The following is an 18,097-nucleotide window of genomic DNA, read 5'->3' as shown; positions in this document are numbered from 1 at the left end:
TTGAGTATTACAGATAAAAAACGCTATACCATTACCTCGGCTTTGCCGTATGCGAATGGGCCTCTACATATCGGCCACCTGGCCGGTGCTTATATTCCGGGAGATATTTTTGTCCGTTACTTACGTCTTAATCAGAAAGATGTAGTCTATGTATGCGGATCCGATGAGCATGGCGCAGCCATTACGATTAAAGCGAAGAAAGAAGGCATCACACCTCGCGAAATTATTGATAAGTACAATCAGCAGATCAAAGAAAGTTTTGAAGAGTTCGGTATTTCATTTGATATTTATCACCGTACATCAGAGCCTGTTCACCATCAGCTGTCTCAGGAGTTTTTTCTGAATCTATATAATAAAGGAGAATTCATAGAAAGATTTTCCGAGCAATATTATGATGAGGAATTTCACCAGTTTCTGGCAGACCGCTATATTGTGGGTACTTGTCCTAATTGTCATTCTGAAGGAGCGTATGGGGATCAGTGTGAGAAATGTGGAACTTCACTAAGCCCTACTGATCTTATCAATCCGATCTCTACATTAAGTGGTAAAACTCCGGTTTTAAAGGAAACTAAACACTGGTATCTTCCTCTGGACAAATATCAGCCCTGGCTGGAAAAATGGCTTATCGAAGGGAAAAAGGATGAGCTTAAATCTAATGTCTACGGGCAATGTCTTTCCTGGCTGAAGTCGGGTCTGCAACCCCGTTCGATGACACGTGATCTGGATTGGGGAGTGGATGTACCGTTGGAAGAAGCGGAGGGTAAAAAGCTGTATGTCTGGCTGGATGCACCGATAGGATATATATCAGCTACAAAACAATGGGCGCTGGATAACGGTAAAAACTGGGAAGACTATTGGAAAGAACAGCCTGATCCGGAAGATAACTCCTGTCTGATCCATTTCATTGGTAAAGATAATATTGTATTTCACTGTATCATTTTCCCGGCGATTCTGCATGCGCATGGTGATTATATTTTACCGGAAAATATTCCGGCAAATGAATTCCTTAACCTGGAAGGGGATAAGCTTTCTACCTCCAGAAATCATGCTGTATGGTTACATGAATATCTGCAAGAATTCCCGGGCAAGCAGGATGAATTACGTTATGTACTGACTTCTATTCTTCCGGAGACTTCGGACAGCGAGTTTACCTGGAAAGATTTTCAGGCACGGGTCAATAATGAACTGGTAGCGATATTAGGTAATTTTATCAATCGGGTAATGGTGCTTTCGCATAAGTATTTTGATGGTAAGATTTTATCCGGTTCAGATTTACAGGACGAAGATAAGCAGGTATTTGCTGAACTGAAAAAATATCCGGAGCAGATTACACATAGTATCAATCAGTATCGGTTCCGTGAGGCTCTGGCTCAGTTTATGAATGTGGCGCGTCTGGGGAATAAATATCTGGCAGAAGCCGAGCCATGGAAAGTGATCAAGACAGATGAGGAGAGAGTAAAAACTGTCCTGAATGTATCTCTTCAGATTGCTGCGAACCTTGCGATTCTGGCACAGCCATTTTTACCTAAGACGGCAACTAAACTATTTGAAATGCTAAATCTTCCTCAGCAGGACTGGGAAAGAGCAGGGGAGGAAAATCTGTTGAAAGATGGTCATGAACTCGGAGAAGTACAATTGTTATTTGATAAAATCACCGACGAGCAGATTGATTTTCAATTGGAAAAACTGGCTGCAGCAAAAGTAAATAATGCAAAAGTAGCGACTCCTGCTGTACCAGCTAAGGAGAATGTAACCTTTGATGAGTTTATGAAAATGGATATCCGTATCGGAACGATCCTCACTGCAGAAAAAGTAGCGAAAACGAAAAAACTGCTTAAACTGACCATCGATACAGGTATAGATCAGCGTACTGTCGTATCTGGTATTGCGGAGTTTTTTGCTCCTGAAGATATCGTTGGCAGACAGGTTTCTATTCTCGTAAATCTGGAGCCCCGCGAAATTAAGGGAATCACTTCACAGGGAATGATACTGATGGCTGAGGATGCAGATGGTCGTCTGGATTTTGTACAACCTTCTACAACGATAAAACCGGGAAGTTCGGTCCGATAATCAGAGTCAATATACTGACGACCTGAGCATTTTGCTTATGTCTGGATTAATCTAAGGAGAAGCCTGTTTCAGTAACAATGAGACAGGCTTTTTTTATACAGTATCTTTTGTAGTTTTCGTTTTAAATCTGTCAATAAGCCAAAACAGCAGAAAGAAGATAAAAGAAGGCAATACCCACCACAGCTCATATTCAGCCAATGGAATGGCGTGTACAAGTCTTTCCGCTCCGGCCAGATGGATTCCGAGTCCGGCTAACAGATATACTGTAGATACCAGTGTTGTGCCTGCTACCGCTCCGATATAAGGTAGTTTTGAAGAAATCTTTTTACCGAAAATAATGACATATAATACAAGGGTAATCACAATGGGATAGATAAAGGCAAGGAACGGATAAGCCACTTCTATAATGTATTCTACTCCTGTGATGGAAAGTATACCGGAGAGGAGACAGCATATCGTAACAATAACCTCATAACTGATCTTATTCTTGAATAAAGTGCTAAAAAATGTTCCTACTGCACAAGTAAGTGCGATTGCTGTTGTCAGACAGGCTAAGGCTATACTGAGAGAGATCGCAATAGTTCCATATCCTCCCAGAATCTTGTTAGAGATAAACAGTAAAAGTTCCGCCCGTTTGATATCATTTCCTGTACTGTAGCCGGAGGTTGCGCCCAGTATGACCAGTCCGCCATAGATCAACAATAAAAATATGGCTGCCATCAACCCCGCACTGATGACGATTTGATTTTTTTCTTTTAAAGAGGTATAACCTTTCATCCGGGCAGCTGTAATAATGATTCCGGCAAAGATGACAGATGCGAGTACATCCAGAGTCTGATATCCTTCCGTAAATCCGGATGTAAATGCGGCGACAGGAGTACCTGTGCCTGTGCCCGGATCTGAAACAGGATATAATATACCGATGATAATCAACGTAAGTAACAGGACAAGGAGTACAGGCGTTAGAAAATTGCCGATCACATCTACCACTTTCGAAGGACGTATGGAAAGAACATACGTAACCACAAAAAATAATACCGATCCCCAGATTGGAGATAAGGATGGAAAAGTGGGTAATAGTCCTACCTCATAGGTTGTTGCTGCTGTACGCGGAATCGCAATCAGCGGTCCTATCCCCAGCATAATGACAGCGCCAAGCACCAATGCAACGGTTCTATGAACCCTGCCTGCAAGATCTTCAAATGTTTCTCCCGAATTGACAACAGAAAGCACGCCCAAAAAGGGTAGCAAAATACCGGTCAGGCCAAATCCTGAAATAGCCAGTCCCCAGTACTGTCCTGCAGCAAGACCAATAAGAGGCGGAAGAAGTAAGTTGCCGGCTCCGAAGAACATGGCAAATAAGGCAAAGCCCAGGGTAGTGATGTCAGTTATTTTTCTCAAAATGAGGATAGTTTACGATATTTACTAAAAGACTGAATCGCAAATATATAAACTTCCTATTGAAATAAAAGATCTACAATCTGGCGGGCTTCTTTTACATCATGGACCCGAAGAAGTTGTACTCCTTTGCTTAATAGTACTGTATTTAATGCCGTGGTACCATTTAAAGCATGCTCCGGTGTCAGATTGAGCTTCTTGTAAATCATGGATTTACGGGAAAGTCCGCCCAGAATGGGAAGACCAAAGTAATGTAATTCGTCTATACGATGAAGTAATTCGTAATTCTGTTGCATACTTTTTGCAAAACCGAAGCCGGGATCAAGGATAATATCCTTTACTCCTAAACTGCGTAATGCAGAAATCCGGCTTCCTAAAAAAGTCGCTATATCCGTGACAATATCATCATAGGTAGTCATTTCCTGCATGTTTTCAGGTACACCGCGCATATGCATCAGGATATAAGGCACCTGTAACTTAGCTACAGTCGCAAACATCTGATCATCCAGTGTTCCGCCGGATACATCATTGATAATATGTGCACCGGCTCTGATGCTTTGCTCCGCAACTTCAGCACGAAAGGTATCTATTGAGAGGATGGTATGAGGAAAGATGCTGGCCATCTTTTCGATCACCGGAATAGCACGGTCCAGTTCTTCCTGTACGGAGATAAGAGCTGCTCCGGGACGCGAAGAATATGCACCGATATCTAATATGTCTGCGCCGTCCTCCAGCAGTTGTTCTGCCTTTTTAAGTGCAGCGTCCAGATGCTGATGTTGTCCGCCATCAAAGAAAGAATCCGGAGTTACATTGAGGATTCCCATTATTCTGGGATAGTCAAAAGTAATCAGTCTTCCTTTTGCATTAACAGACTGAGCCGGGGTGCTGTGCATCATATTCATAGTAGACAAATTTACCAATGATTCTTATATGCTGTGTAGAGTAATGGACATAATTTATATCCTGACGATTTCTGTAAATTTTGTAATACTAGCTATGATAAGCTATATCTTCCGGATATGGATACGGTAAAATTTAGAGACAGGTTCTGTATTAGGAAAGTACACATGTTTGAAGTAAAGGGTGTGATCGTCGTGCCAGAAAACATCTGTCATAAAGCAAAAATACAAGTTTTCTTTTTCGAGAAATGAAAAGGCATCCCTCAGGTTAAATATACTTTTGAAACCTGTACCCGTTTTTTTCTGAATAAAATATTCATCGCATTCCTGTCCAGGGAAATACCCGTTTAACCTGCTGCTTTTAGAAGGGTTATAGCGTATATATCCCGGATTTCCCACTTCGCCGCCTTGTTCACCTGTCGTCAGATTAAAGCTGTAATCAGAAGAATGTCCGCCTTCACAGAATAGAATATCTTCTGATGGATAGTAAGCGACAAATGCCACATCTGTTACCCGGTTTATCCGATCTACCGAATCATAGGTCTTATAATAATGAAGTTTCCCGTTTTTGAATCGGATACTGCTCACAAATTCTCCGTCTATAGTAGAGTCCAGATCTGCATTTTCATTATAACCTGAAAACACTACCCGACCTTTCAGCATCTTCTTTACTTTTCCGAAGTCTTTTATATAGAACAGACTGTCATGTTGTTTCGGGCCGGAAGTTCTTAAGTAGGCAAAGGCTGCCGAGTCTATTTCCGATATCTGCAAACTGTCTGAATTGAATTTGACTGTGCCGGTAGTATCGACAACAGAAGGTAATGTCTCAGCGTAAGCAGGTTCTTGTTTTTTCTGTTGGTTTGCACATCCGGATATGGAGAGCATTGCGAGGAGAAGTAGGACCGTTATTTTCATAAAGGAAAGAAATAAAAAAGCTGATGCAAAACGATTCTGAATCAGCTTTTAAAGTTTATTTTACGATTACCCCATCGGCAACAATCGTAATCGATTCTTTTGGTTTTGTGATTTTAGCTATTTCCTCTTTGCTTTTGCCCATATCTTCAGCATAGTGCTTTTGCCAGGCGACTGAGGTTGTATTTAATTTAGCTTTTCCTTCAACCACCACTGTTTTGCCTACTATATCCTGTGGCATAAAATAGGTGTAGTCTGTAAAGCGTACCATGACAGGTTCTTTACTTCCTTCCCGCTTCAGCGTCATAAAACAACCTTTCTTTTTGCAGACTTCTACGACAACTCCCTCTACTTTACCGTTGTAAGTGCTGTCTTTCCCAAAAGATTTCTCCAGTTTACTCACGGGAATAGCCTGATGCTGATCAATCTTTTTTCCATATTGAACTCCTGATTTTGCTGATGGTATGCCGGATTCTTGTGCAGATCCGTAGCTCAGTCCAATAAGGACTAACAACAACATTAATGTGATTTTTTTCATATAGATGATATTTACTGTTTAATGTAAAATAAACCTAAACAAATAGCCTGGTCCGCCATCTGCAGACTATTTCCTGATAAATTCAAATTTACCGCTGGGGTCAAGCTTCATAATGGTTGAGGCCTTTCCTGCTCCTCTGTCTTTTTGCCCAAACTGAACAGTGTAATCTACGCCGTCTTTTATTTTTTGATCAATATCTCCGAATGTCTTTGCTGAAGGTTCTCCGCTGATATTGGCAGATGTCGAAATGATCGGTTTACGAAAGCGTTGTAATAGTTGCGTACAGAATGGATGATTGACAATCCGGATCCCGATAGAACCATCTTCCGCAATGGCATTAGCAGCCAGATTTTTTGCATTGGAATATACAATGGTCAGCGGATGCTCTGTATATTCTATCAGTTGATAAGCTACTTCAGGAATATCATTGACATACCCTGCAAGCTGATTCTCATTGTGCAGCAGCACAATCATGCTTTTTTCTTTTGAACGTCCCTTTAACTGAATAATGCGGTCTACTGCTTCGGGATTGGTCGCATCACATCCGATACCCCAGATGGTATCGGTAGGGTATAGAATAAGCCCTCCATTTTTCAATGTCTCGAGGGCTTTATTAATATCTTCTCTGTCTATTGGAGTCATTTTAATAAAATATACTTCGGTTGAGCTGATTATACAGCTACATTATGATCGCGTAATGCATCATTAAGTGAAGTTTTCTTATCTGTAGATTCCTTACGTTTTCCAATAATCAGAGCACATGGTACCTGATATTCTCCTGAAGGGAATTTTTTGGTATAAGATCCGGGGATCACGACCGAACGTGCAGGTACATGACCTTTATATTCGACTGGTTCAGAACCGGTTACATCAATTATTTTTGTCGAAGCTGTTAATACTACGTTTGCACCCAGGACCGCTTCAGATTCTACACGTACACCTTCTACTACGATTACTCTTGATCCGACAAATACATTGTCCTCAATGATGACCGGAGAAGCCTGTACAGGTTCAAGTACACCACCGATACCTACACCACCGCTCAGGTGTACATTTTTACCAATCTGTGCACACGAACCTACTGTAGCCCATGTATCGACCATTGTACCTTCGCCTACATAGGCACCTATATTGACATAAGAAGGCATCAGAATCACACCTTTCGCAAGGTATGCACCTAAGCGGGCAGAAGCACCGGGAACTACACGTACACCTAAGTGTTTGTAATTGGTCTTCAGCTTCATCTTATCATAATAAACAAAAGGTCCGGCTTCTGTTTCTACCATCTCCCGGATAGGGAAATAAAGAATCACCGCTTTTTTGATCCACTCATTGACATGCCATCTTGTGCCTATTGGTTCTGCCACACGAATTTCACCATTATCCAGCTTAAGAATAATCGTGCGGATAGCTTCAGCATATTCTTTATATTCTAACAACTGCCTGTCTTCCCAAGCGTCTTCAATCAGTTTTTGCAAGTTTTCTAATTCCATGAAATTAATTGTGATAATTTGACTAACAAAGATGGAAAATTTTGTTGATATTATTAGAAGATAATTAGATATAAGATCGTTATAGATGTAACCGAATGGTAAATAATTCAAGAGGAATTAATCTTGATTTTGGATATTTGTATTGATGTAAGAGCTGTATCTGCAACAATATCGTTTTGTATGTGAGGCAGTAGGAGAGCTATGAGCACTTTTGATACTATAAAACATTGTTGCAGATAATTTTTTTGCATTTATGCTTTTATTTTTTTACTTTGAAAAAAATATGACTGGAGAAAAGGATAAACTCAGAATCGATAAATACTTGTGGTCAATCCGCATTTTTAAGACAAGGAGTCTGGCAACCGAGGCTTGCAAAGCAGGTCGAGTAAAGCTCAACGGACAAAATATCAAACCTTCTTATGTGGTCAAAGTCGGGGAAACCTATGCTGTACAAAAAGGGCTCGAACGACGGGTGATCAAAGTTGTAGGTCTGCTGGAAAGACGGGTTGATGCCAGGACTGCGGTACAGTTCTACGAAGATCATACACCGGAGGAAGAAACATATGCTTACAAATCTGTGTTTCATGCACCTGTATTGCAACGGGACAGGGGTGCAGGAAGACCTACCAAACGGGATCGTAGAGAAATCGAAGATCTTCAAAACGACTGGTGGGAATCGCTCGATGATTAACAGTATACTGCTTATGGTAGTTGTGTAACATAAGTCACCAAACGGGGAAATATAAAAGCTGATCTTTGTATAAAAATAAATAATATGGAATGGATATTTGAACCCTGGCCATGGTATATAGGAGGTCCCTTAGTCGCTTTTTGTATGATTGCACTTCTGCTTGCAGGAAAAAATTTTGGTGTCTCCTCCAATTTCAGAACCATATGTGCTGCATGCGGAGCTGGTAAGACGTCTGATTTTTTCAAGTTTGACTGGAAAGCACAGCGCTGGAACTTGCTGATATTAATCGGGGCTGTGCTGGGTGGCTATGTCGGAGCACATATCTTATCTGATGGTGCACAGATTCCGGCTATTCATCCGGATACCATTACTAAGCTTCATGAACTTGGTTTTCAGAGTGCTGGTAAGGCTTATGCTCCTGCAGAGCTATATGATACTCTGGACCTGAGAACATTGGCGTTATTGCTGACAGGTGGTCTTTTAGTCGGTTTTGGTTCCCGCTATGCAGGAGGCTGTACTTCGGGGCATGCGATCTCAGGCTTGAGCGATTTACAATTACCTTCACTGATTGCTGTAGTTGGATTCTTTATCGGCGGCTTGCTGATGGTTCATGTTATTTTTCCGGTATTATTTTAAAAAACAGACAGCATGAGAAAATTAGTATTCATCCTTATCGGATTGATTTTAGGATTGACCATGTATAAAGCTGAAGCGGCTTCATGGTTCAGAATATATGAAATGTTTAATTTTCAGTCTTTTCATATGTATGGCTTTATAGGTTCCGCATTGATTATCGGAATAGGAGCCATTCAATGGATCAAACGGCGTAAAATTAAAGACATGGACAGGCATCAGATACAGATTACGCCCAAAGAAAAGACCTTCAGCCGTTACCTTTTCGGAGGGATTATTTTCGGTCTGGGCTGGGCATTGGCCGGAGCTTGTCCATTGCCAATGTTTGTATTGGTCGGAGCAGGAGTTTTTCCCATTTTGATTGTTATCCTTGGCGCTGTTGCAGGCACTTGGCTGTATGGCCTGATCCGGCATAAACTTCCTCATTAATAACATCCTTTTTATGTATACTGCAGCATTACAAGTCGCTTACGGAACTGTTTTTGAGCCTCGCCTCATAAATGAAATTGAGGAAGTAGCCCGTTTTCTTTCCTTTAAAAAAGCAGATGTACTGATAGATGCCGGACAATACATTAAGGTGATGCCACTTCTGGTAGATGGGGCTATACGCATTATGCGTGAAGATCCGTGGGAAGGAGAACTGTTACTCTATTTTCTTGAAAAGGGAGATGCCTGTGCCATGACATTAGCCTGCTGTCTGGGCGATAAGAAAAGTGAAATCAAAGCTGTAGCTGAGACAGATGCACTAGTGGCTATGATACCCGTCAGCAAGATGGAGGAATGGCTGGCGAAATATAGCAGCTGGCGCAATTTTGTGTTTACCAGTTACAACAAGCGTATGGAAGAAATGTTAGGAGCAATAGATCAGTTGGCTTTTCATAAGATGGATGTGCGGATCCTGCATTATCTGGAAGAGATTGCGAAGATAAACAACACTCGTTCCATTAATAAATCGCATCAGGAGATAGCAGCTGCACTGAATACCTCACGTGTTGTCGTCTCCCGCATCCTGAAAGTGTATGAGAATGAAGGCAAAGTCCGGCTCAACCGAAGTACAATCGATTTATTGTAGCGTTGCAACCAGGGGTTGCTGATTCTTCTGATTCAAAACTTGCGTTCCTGTAACAAAAGTTACCGTATGAACGAATATCAAAAGATACTTTTACAATATTATAATATGAATACATAAATATGGAGTTGCTTGCTTACTTACTGGCTGTGTTGATCGGAATATCTTTAGGCCTGATCGGGAGTGGGGGTTCTATCCTCACGGTTCCCATTCTGGTCTACATTCTGGATATCGATCCTATCCTGGCCACTGCATATTCGTTATTCATAGTGGGGATGACATCGCTGGCCGGTGGTATTTCACAGACCATCAGCAAGCAGGTGGATTATAAGATGGTGTTGCTGTTTGGAATTCCTTCTATCATTATGGTCTTATTTACAAGGGGATATATTATGCCGCATATTCCTCAGGAAATTGGTCGAGTCGGGGATTTCGTGCTGACAAAAGGCATGTTTGTCATGGTGCTTTTTGCAGTTATTATGCTTTTTGCATCTGTTTCAATGATCCGATCAAAGGAAAAGACATTTGTGGCCGAAAAGCAACGTTACGATAATAAAAGTATTATTCTGAAAGGTGCTTTTCTGGGGGTAATTACCGGGATGGTTGGAGCCGGCGGCGGATTTCTGATTATACCTACACTTGTCCTTTTTGCTGGTATGCAGATGAAAAAGGCGATAGGAACCTCCCTAATGATAATTGCATTCAATTCCCTGATTGGCTTTATTGGTTTTGTAGAGATCGACGGCCATGAGGTCGATTGGCGATTATTGTTTTTGTTTTCCATAGCCGCTATTATGGGAATCCTGATCGGAACATTATTATCCAGAAAAATATCCGGTTCGAACCTGAAGATCTCATTCGGTTGGTTTGTGCTGATCATGGGAATTATGATTCTGGTTAGAGAGATAGTAGATATTTAGTTATTAAAGAAAATATTGAGTTATGTTTTTTGAGCGTATATATGATGAGAGTTTAGCCCAGGCTAGTTATATGATCGGTTGTCAGGCAAAAGGAGTTGCACTGGTCATCGATCCCAAAAGAGATGTAGATACTTATCTGGAAATTGCGAAACGCAATAATCTGAAAATTACTCAGATTACCGAGACCCATATTCACGCAGACTTTCTGAGCGGATCGAGGGAGCTTGCAGAACTTACGGGAGCGACCCTTTATCTTTCGGATGAAGGAGGCGAGGACTGGCAGTATGAATTTCCGCATGAAGGATTGAAAGAAGGGGATAAGCTGCTCGTCGGCAATCTGACATTGACTGTGATCCATACTCCGGGACACACACCCGAAAGTATAAGTTTTGTCCTGACTGATCATCCCGCTTCTGATCAGCCGATCATGGTATTCACAGGCGACTTTGTATTCGTGGGTGATGTCGGGCGTCCGGATTTACTGGAAAAGGCCGCCGGGATAACCGGGACAAAGGAAGTCGGTGCAAAAGACATGTTCAGGTCAATCCAAAAATTTCTTACCCTGCCGGATTTTGTGCAGCTATGGCCGGGACATGGCGCAGGATCATCCTGTGGAAAAGCGCTGGGATCTGTTCCGAGTAGTACATTAGGATATGAGCGTATCCGAAACTGGGCTTTACAAGACCAGAAAGAAGACAAATTTGTAACCGAATTACTGGACGGACAGCCGGAACCACCTGCTTACTTTGCCATGATGAAAAAGCTGAATAAAGTGGACCGCCCATTGTTGTTGCATGTGCCTGAGATTCCTTTATTAAACAAAGAACAATTTTTAAAGTATAAACAAGATGATGTCACCATTGTGGATACACGGCCAAAGGAGTTGTTTGTAAAAGGACACATTCCCCAATCCATAAATATTCAGCACAAGAAATCTTTTGCTACCTGGGCAGGCTGGCTTTTGCAGTACGACAAACCTTTTATTTTGGTTGCAGCACCACATGAAATAGAAGAGTTAACGCGTAAACTTATGCGTATAGGACTGGATAACGTTTTGGGGTACATCACTGACATCGATGATTTGGGTATACCATTAGAGATGACAAAAGTGGTGGATCTAGCTGCCGTAAAGTCTGCAATCAATAATCCTGACATACAGCTTATTGATGTACGCAATACGAACGAATATCAGAGCGGACATATTAAGGGAGCAATTTCGCTGATGTGGGGTAAACTGGAAAAAAATCTTTCGGCTATTGATTCTCAGAAGACCAAACTTATCTATTGTCAGGGCGGAGACAGAGCTTCAATAGCTGCTTCTTTATTGAAGAAAAAGGGAATTGAGCATGTAGAAGTCTATCTTGGAAGTATGAATGAATGGCTTTCGCAAGGACAGGAGGTCGAATTTTAATTTTAAATCCGTGTTGACCGTAAAATAAAATTCTTTTAATAATTATGCCGGCAATCTGTGGCTAAAGACACGGATGCCGGCATAATAAATACGTTTATTCCGGAATACTGTAATGACTCATGTATCTTACGATCCGGTTTGCCCGGCCGTTAACATATGTAGAAGGATTGCGCGCATCCCATTTCTGGGGACTAGGCAGAATAGCAATAATTAGAGCAGCTTCTTTTTTTGTTAAACTTTTGGCTGATTTGCTGAAGTAATATTGGGCTGCGGCCTCAGCTCCATATACACCTTGCCCCATTTCAATTACATTGAGATATACTTCGAGAATTCGTTTTTTACTCCAGAACAATTCAATAAGAAAGGTAAAATAGGTTTCAAAACCTTTTCGAACCCAGGAACGTTCCGGCCATAGAAATACATTTTTGGCCACCTGCTGGCTGATTGTACTTCCCCCCCGGAGTTTCTTACCGTTTTGATTTTTCTCCATTGCTTTCTGGATAGCTTGCACATCAAATCCATTGTGCTCCATAAAGTGAGCATCTTCACCGGCAATGGCGGCACGCTTCAGATTATTGGACATATCATCATAGTCCAGCCAGTCCTTCTCCAACTTCCACTCTTTGCCCATTCCCTTACGCTCAAAACCACGTTTGATCATCAGGTAAGTAACCGGAGGATCTATAAAACGCAGGCAGATCACCCAGAAAATAGTGATTGCAAAAAATCCTCCTATTATACGTCCTGTCCACTTAAGAATTTGATTCTTAAGGTCTTTGGAACTTGATTTTCGTTTTACTTTGTTGCCTCTTTTGATCGCCATGGCGCTTATGTCATTTATCGTGCAAACATAATAGCTATTACGCAGTATTGGTTAATTTATTTTAAAGTTTTCAGGAAAAAGCTGTGTCCCTTAAATCAATTGATCGATGCAGAAACTTATTCGTTGAATTTCATAAAATTCACAAATGAATCAAGATACTCAAAGATATTTTTACCGGCAAATAACAGTAAAATTAAAGCTATTATTTATTGTATATTTGCCGGTAACGGCAAATATACAATAAATAGCATGAACTATATTTCAGTAAGAGAGTTTGCGAAAAGATGGAATATTCCGGAAAGAACCGCCCGGAATTATTGTGCTACCGGAAAAATAAAAGGAGCTTTTTTAACGGGTAAAACATGGAATATTCCGGAAGATTCGTTATTACCTGAGAAGGGAAATAAGAAGAAATTTAGTGATAATGTCTTACTCAATCACTTTAAAGAGCAAAAAGAGATGAAGCTGAAAGGTGGAATTTACCACCGTACGCAAATTGATCTCACCTATAATTCAAATCGAATAGAGGGGAGCAAGTTAACCCATGATCAGACACGCTACATATTCGAGACAAATACCATTGGAGCGTCTAAAGAAGTTATTAATATTGATGATATTATCGAAACCACTAATCACTTTCGATGTATTGACTTAATCATCGATAAAGCAAAATCCAAACTAACGGAATCTTTTATTAAGGAATTGCATTTTCTGTTGAAATCAGGAACATCTTATAGCCGAAAAGATTGGTTTAATGTTGGGGAATACAAAAAACTTCCAAACGAAGTTGGCGGGAATGAAACTTGTCCACCTAAAGCAGTTTCCACAGAAATGTCAGCTTTACTTTCCGATTATCACAGCATTGCAAAGAAGACTTTAGAAGATATTATTGATTTCCACTATAAATTTGAAATTATTCATCCTTTTCAGGATGGAAATGGTCGTGTTGGACGGTTAATTATGTTTAAAGAATGCCTGGCTAACAATATTGTACCTTTTATCATAGATGAAGATCTAAAACTTTTTTATTACAGAGGGTTACAGGAATGGAGACATATTAAAGAATATCTCCTGGATACATGCCTTACTGCTCAGGACAACTACAAAGCCATTCTTGTATATTTTGAAATAGAGTTTGATTAGTTTTCCGGTAGTAAAAACTAAAAAAATTCCTTATTCCAAGGAATATCAAAGAAAGGGCCAATGAAATCTAAAACCTATCAGGTTTGAAATTTTTGTAGCTTCAATCCCGCTGTCATTGGATTTGTAGTGTGGATTATTGTTATATCTCAAAAGCTGTACATTGTCTGCCAGTGCAATTGACAGCATTATAATTCACAATTTATAGAAAAAAGTTAATGCCTGACAATATCGTATGTTTCTCTCTGCAGAGTTGCCTATCTGCTACATTTCTGTTATTTTTACAGCTTATCAAAAATCGATATTAAATTGGCAAAGGCAGCAAAAAAAGAAACTCCATTGATGCAGCAATATAATGCTATAAAGGTGAAATATCCGGGAGCATTATTGTTATTCAGGGTGGGAGACTTTTATGAAACGTTTGGAGAAGATGCAATCAAAGCCGCAGGCATATTAGGGATTGTATTGACAAAGAGAGGGAGTGGAAGTGAGTCTGAGACAGCATTAGCGGGATTTCCGCATCATTCCCTGGAAACGTATCTGCCAAAATTGGTAAGAGCCGGTCAGCGGGTGGCGATCTGTGATCAGCTTGAAGATCCGAAGACGACCAAGACTATTGTCAAGCGCGGAGTGACGGAGTTGGTAACTCCCGGAGTATCTTACAGCGATAATATCGTTCAGCAAAAATCGAATAATTACCTTGCATCTGTATTCTTTGAAAAGAATTCCACAGGAGTTGCCTTTCTGGATATTTCTACCGGAGAATTTCTGGTGGCGCAAGGCAACAACAGCTATATTGATAAACTTTTGCAGGGATTCAAACCTACAGAGGTGATACTGGCCAAAAAACAGTTTAAAGAATTTACAGAACATTTCGGAAGCCAGTTTTACACCTATACCCTGGATGAGTGGCCCTATACCGGAGATTATGCGACAGAGACCTTGCTCAAGCATTTTGAGGTCAACTCGATGAAAGGTTTCGGGATAGAACGCATGCCTGTAGGCATTATAGCAGCAGGTGTTGCACTTCATTATCTGAATGAAACAGAACACCGTAATCTGCAACATATATCCAATATATCGCGTATCGAAGAGGATCGCTATATGTGGCTGGACAGGTTCACGATCCGTAATCTGGAATTGATAGGATCTGCGAATGAAAATGCAGTCACCCTTTCGGATGTACTGGATCATACGGCTTCACCGATGGGGGCACGTTTGCTCAAACGATGGATCGTCATGCCACTAAAAGACCGGGTTTCTATACAGGAACGATTAAATGTAGTGGAGCATTTTCATCAAAACAGATCTTTACGGGATGAGCTGGTGCAGGAAATCAGGCAGGTAGGTGACCTGGAGCGTCTGATCAGTAAGATCGGACTTCTCAAAGCCAATCCCAGAGAGATCATGCAATTGAAACGATCGTTGTATGCGATCGAAAAGTTGAAAATCCTAACAGGGAATGCAGACACAGAGTCATTAAAAATTATCTCGGAACAGCTTAACACCTGTTCATTGATCCGTGATAGAATAGAAAGAGAAATGCAGGCCGAACCTCCTGTTGCACTTAATAAAGGAAATGTAATGGCAGATGGTATTGACAGTGAACTGGATCGTCTGCGTAAAATTGCATTTGGAGGTAAAGATTATCTGCTGGAAATTCAGAAGCGTGAAGCTGAAATGACAGGAATTCCATCTTTAAAGATAGCGTTCAATAATGTTTTCGGGTATTACCTTGAAGTGACCAATACCCATAAGGATAAAGTGCCGGAAGGCTGGATCCGTAAACAGACATTAGTAAATGCTGAACGCTATATCACGGAAGAACTGAAGGAGTACGAAGAGCAGATCCTCGGTGCTGAAGAAAAAATTCAGGTTATAGAAAACAGACTGTATGCTGAACTTTTATCTGCGATTGCCGAATATATCAAACCTGTACAACTTAATGCTCAGCTGGTGGCCAAACTGGATGTCCTGTTGAACTTTGCTGTAATAGCGGAAAAGAATTTTTATGTCAAACCGGAGATCAGCGAGAGCAAGGTTCTGGATATAAAAGGCGGACGTCATCCGGTGATCGAGAAGAACCTGCCGATCGGACAGGACTATATCACAAACGATACCTTTCTGGACAATGATGCGCAGCAGATTATTATTATTACAGGACCCAACATGGCCGGTAAATCTGCTTTGCTAAGGCAGACCGGGCTGATCGTGTTAATGGCGCAGATCGGAAGTTTCGTTCCTGCCAAAACAGCGCATATCGGTTTGGTAGATAAGATATTTACCCGTGTAGGAGCGTCGGATAATCTTTCTTCAGGTGAATCTACCTTTATGGTTGAAATGAACGAAACAGCGAGTATCATGAATAACCTGTCAGACAGAAGTCTTATTCTGCTGGATGAGATCGGACGTGGTACGAGTACATATGATGGTATTTCTATTGCATGGGCGATTGCCGAATTTTTGCACAATCATCCGACAGCAAGAGCAAAGACCTTATTTGCGACGCACTATCACGAACTCAATGAATTGAGTACTTCCATGCCTAGAATAAAAAACTTCAATGTCACGGTCAAGGAAGTAAATAACAAAGTCATCTTTTTGCGTAAACTGGTTCCCGGGGGGTCAGAACACAGCTTTGGTATTCATGTGGCCAAACTAGCCGGAATGCCCCCGAAATTACTGGGAAGAGCAAATGAGATCCTGAAGCGTCTGGAACAGGAACGTACCGGAGGAGAGCAGATAAAGGACAGTATGCGTAAAATACAAAAACAGGCCTATCAACTGCAAATGTTTGCTATTGATGATCCTATTCTGGAAAAAATCAGGGACATGCTGAATAATCTGGATGTCAACACCCTGACTCCGGTAGAAGCCCTGATGAAACTGGATGAAATACAACGCCTTCTGAAAAACTAAAATCGAAAGAATAATTCTACACTTCCATAGTGATTGTAGATGTCTGTGATCAGGTTACTGTCCCACTGATAAGGAGTGTAATGGTAACCGATCTCCAGTCCGATGTAATTTTTTCTGGATACGCGGTACATCCCTGCCAGGCTGGCTCCTAGGTGAAGGGTATTCACATTATGAAATCTTGTGCTGGAACCATCTCCGTACTCATCCACATAGTTGTCATTATATACGGTTTCGGATAATCCTGTACTGATCACTTCCCATCCTATACCCAATTTAGGAATCAGCATAAATTTGCCCCGGTCCAGAGCTTTATAGCCTACATTGCCACCCACAGAGAAGCTGGCTGCAGAATTTACATCCATTGTCTCGTTATAGAGCAGGTATTGAAAATCCCTGTCCGAACTGTTAATTCTGACCTTTATTCCTCCTTCGAAAATAAAATTTTTGCGTAGTGAACTCATTACTGTCAATCCGAAGACCGGATTATATCCGAATGTGGTATTCGTACCACCCAGCGGGCCGTATGTACCGGCATAGATCGTATAACCTACTCTGTCTTTATAATCTTCTGTATAAGATCCTTTGTCATTCTTTGCCTGATTACTTTCGGCTTGCTGAGCTGCAATTTCATTAAAATCATCAGCAAACAAAGCGATCAGTTTCCGGTCCTTATCAGCTAACTGGTAGCTATCCGAATACAGCAAGGCTTTGGCTTTCAGTTTCAGTAAGGAATCTGCCTGATGACGTAAGGGCACATAATCAAACAGAGAAGGTTGTTTGCTGTAAATTTCCTTGTAGTTTTTTTTATCCGCATTATTCCATCTTTTGATGAGCTGCTGATCATATTTTTGATTGTAGTAATAATCCAGTTCTGTTTGATAAGGAGATTTAGAGATAAGAAGCTGAAGGATCCTGATACGCTCCAGAAACTCGGTCTTTCCGCAATCCCTTTCCCATACATTGACAATATCCCGGATAGCATCAAAATCATTTTTGACTAAAGCCGGAACAAGTTTATCCAGAGCGGATTGAGCAGTCGTGATACAACTGGCGGGGGTAGATACAGTTTGCTGTGCACGGGTAACTCCGCTGATTCCAAGCAGCAAGACTGTAAATAAAAAGAAGGATATGTTGCGCATAATAATAAACTAATAAACGAAAGTAACGATTTTTTTGATTTA

The 18,097-nt window shown here is 41.1% G+C and carries 17 protein-coding genes; 9 read left to right on the top strand and 8 right to left on the bottom strand.

The genetic code is table 11. The annotated features are described in order from the left end of the window. Entirely contained in the window at positions 1–2,070 is a 2,070-nt protein-coding gene (metG, locus tag HMPREF0766_RS10890) for a methionine--tRNA ligase (RefSeq protein WP_002996974.1), read from the top strand. 93 nt (positions 2,071–2,163) lie between these two features. Here the strand turns inward: metG and brnQ are convergent, their stop codons facing one another. From brnQ to HMPREF0766_RS10860, 6 genes are all read right to left on the bottom strand, one after another. Beyond that, the gene (brnQ, locus tag HMPREF0766_RS10885; protein WP_002996971.1) at positions 2,164–3,471 is read right to left on the bottom strand and encodes a branched-chain amino acid transport system II carrier protein; all 1,308 of its coding nucleotides are present in this window, start codon (positions 3,469–3,471) and stop codon (positions 2,164–2,166) included. A 56-nt stretch (positions 3,472–3,527) separates the two neighbouring features. Continuing rightward, positions 3,528–4,370: a dihydropteroate synthase gene (folP, locus tag HMPREF0766_RS10880; protein ID WP_002996968.1), complete on the bottom strand. Its 843-nt coding sequence runs from the start codon at positions 4,368–4,370 to the stop codon at positions 3,528–3,530. Between the two features lie 102 nt (positions 4,371–4,472). Next, positions 4,473–5,282: a hypothetical protein gene (locus HMPREF0766_RS10875; protein WP_002996965.1), complete on the bottom strand. Its 810-nt coding sequence runs from the start codon at positions 5,280–5,282 to the stop codon at positions 4,473–4,475. A gap of 55 nt (positions 5,283–5,337) precedes the next feature. Continuing rightward, positions 5,338–5,817, bottom strand: coding sequence for a DUF4920 domain-containing protein (locus tag HMPREF0766_RS10870; protein WP_002996963.1), 480 nt, complete (start codon positions 5,815–5,817; stop codon positions 5,338–5,340). 66 nt (positions 5,818–5,883) lie between these two features. Beyond that, complete coding sequence (locus HMPREF0766_RS10865) at positions 5,884–6,459, bottom strand: L-threonylcarbamoyladenylate synthase (RefSeq protein WP_002996960.1); 576 nt, start codon at positions 6,457–6,459, stop codon at positions 5,884–5,886. Positions 6,460–6,488: 29 nt separating this feature from the next. Further along, on the bottom strand, positions 6,489–7,310 hold the full coding sequence (locus HMPREF0766_RS10860) for a 2,3,4,5-tetrahydropyridine-2,6-dicarboxylate N-succinyltransferase (protein WP_002996957.1): 822 nt from the start codon (positions 7,308–7,310) through the stop codon (positions 6,489–6,491). Between the two features lie 283 nt (positions 7,311–7,593). On the opposite strand from HMPREF0766_RS10860, the gene HMPREF0766_RS10855 reads away from it, so the two are divergent. The 6 genes from HMPREF0766_RS10855 to HMPREF0766_RS10830 all read left to right on the top strand — a co-directional run bounded on the left by HMPREF0766_RS10855 (position 7,594) and on the right by HMPREF0766_RS10830 (position 12,034). Then, complete coding sequence (locus tag HMPREF0766_RS10855) at positions 7,594–8,001, top strand: RNA-binding S4 domain-containing protein (RefSeq protein ID WP_037460296.1); 408 nt, start codon at positions 7,594–7,596, stop codon at positions 7,999–8,001. Between the two features lie 84 nt (positions 8,002–8,085). Further along, positions 8,086–8,637 carry a YeeE/YedE family protein gene (locus HMPREF0766_RS10850; protein WP_002996952.1) on the top strand — a complete coding sequence of 184 codons (552 nt, stop codon included), beginning with the start codon at positions 8,086–8,088 and terminating at the stop codon, positions 8,635–8,637. A 12-nt stretch (positions 8,638–8,649) separates the two neighbouring features. Further along, positions 8,650–9,063: a DUF6691 family protein gene (locus tag HMPREF0766_RS10845; RefSeq protein ID WP_002996949.1), complete on the top strand. Its 414-nt coding sequence runs from the start codon at positions 8,650–8,652 to the stop codon at positions 9,061–9,063. A 13-nt stretch (positions 9,064–9,076) separates the two neighbouring features. Next, on the top strand, positions 9,077–9,706 hold the full coding sequence (locus HMPREF0766_RS10840; protein WP_002996947.1) for a Crp/Fnr family transcriptional regulator: 630 nt from the start codon (positions 9,077–9,079) through the stop codon (positions 9,704–9,706). Positions 9,707–9,825: 119 nt separating this feature from the next. Further along, positions 9,826–10,623: a sulfite exporter TauE/SafE family protein gene (locus tag HMPREF0766_RS10835; protein ID WP_002996944.1), complete on the top strand. Its 798-nt coding sequence runs from the start codon at positions 9,826–9,828 to the stop codon at positions 10,621–10,623. A gap of 22 nt (positions 10,624–10,645) precedes the next feature. Then, positions 10,646–12,034, top strand: coding sequence for an MBL fold metallo-hydrolase (locus HMPREF0766_RS10830; protein ID WP_002996941.1), 1,389 nt, complete (start codon positions 10,646–10,648; stop codon positions 12,032–12,034). 94 nt (positions 12,035–12,128) lie between these two features. Here the strand turns inward: HMPREF0766_RS10830 and mtgA are convergent, their stop codons facing one another. Beyond that, a complete protein-coding gene (gene mtgA, locus HMPREF0766_RS10825; protein ID WP_002996938.1) occupies positions 12,129–12,857 on the bottom strand; it encodes a monofunctional biosynthetic peptidoglycan transglycosylase in 729 nt (242 codons plus the stop codon). Between the two features lie 249 nt (positions 12,858–13,106). On the opposite strand from mtgA, the gene HMPREF0766_RS10820 reads away from it, so the two are divergent. Continuing rightward, positions 13,107–14,000: a Fic family protein gene (locus HMPREF0766_RS10820; RefSeq protein ID WP_037460294.1), complete on the top strand. Its 894-nt coding sequence runs from the start codon at positions 13,107–13,109 to the stop codon at positions 13,998–14,000. 306 nt (positions 14,001–14,306) lie between these two features. Continuing rightward, entirely contained in the window at positions 14,307–16,916 is a 2,610-nt protein-coding gene (mutS, locus tag HMPREF0766_RS10815) for a DNA mismatch repair protein MutS (RefSeq protein ID WP_002996930.1), read from the top strand. Here the strand turns inward: mutS and HMPREF0766_RS10810 are convergent. After that, positions 16,913–18,055, bottom strand: a complete 1,143-nt coding sequence (locus HMPREF0766_RS10810) for a hypothetical protein (protein WP_002996927.1) — start codon at positions 18,053–18,055, stop codon at positions 16,913–16,915. The two genes, mutS and HMPREF0766_RS10810, sit on opposite strands and share 4 nt — an antisense overlap. Between the last annotated feature and the right edge of the window lie 42 nt (positions 18,056–18,097).

This window comes from Sphingobacterium spiritivorum ATCC 33861 (assembly GCF_000143765.1).
In the GTDB taxonomy this organism is placed as follows: Bacteria; Bacteroidota; Bacteroidia; order Sphingobacteriales; family Sphingobacteriaceae; genus Sphingobacterium; species Sphingobacterium spiritivorum.
Note: the sequence above shows the minus strand (reverse complement) of the source record. Positions and strands in the feature narration are given on the sequence as shown.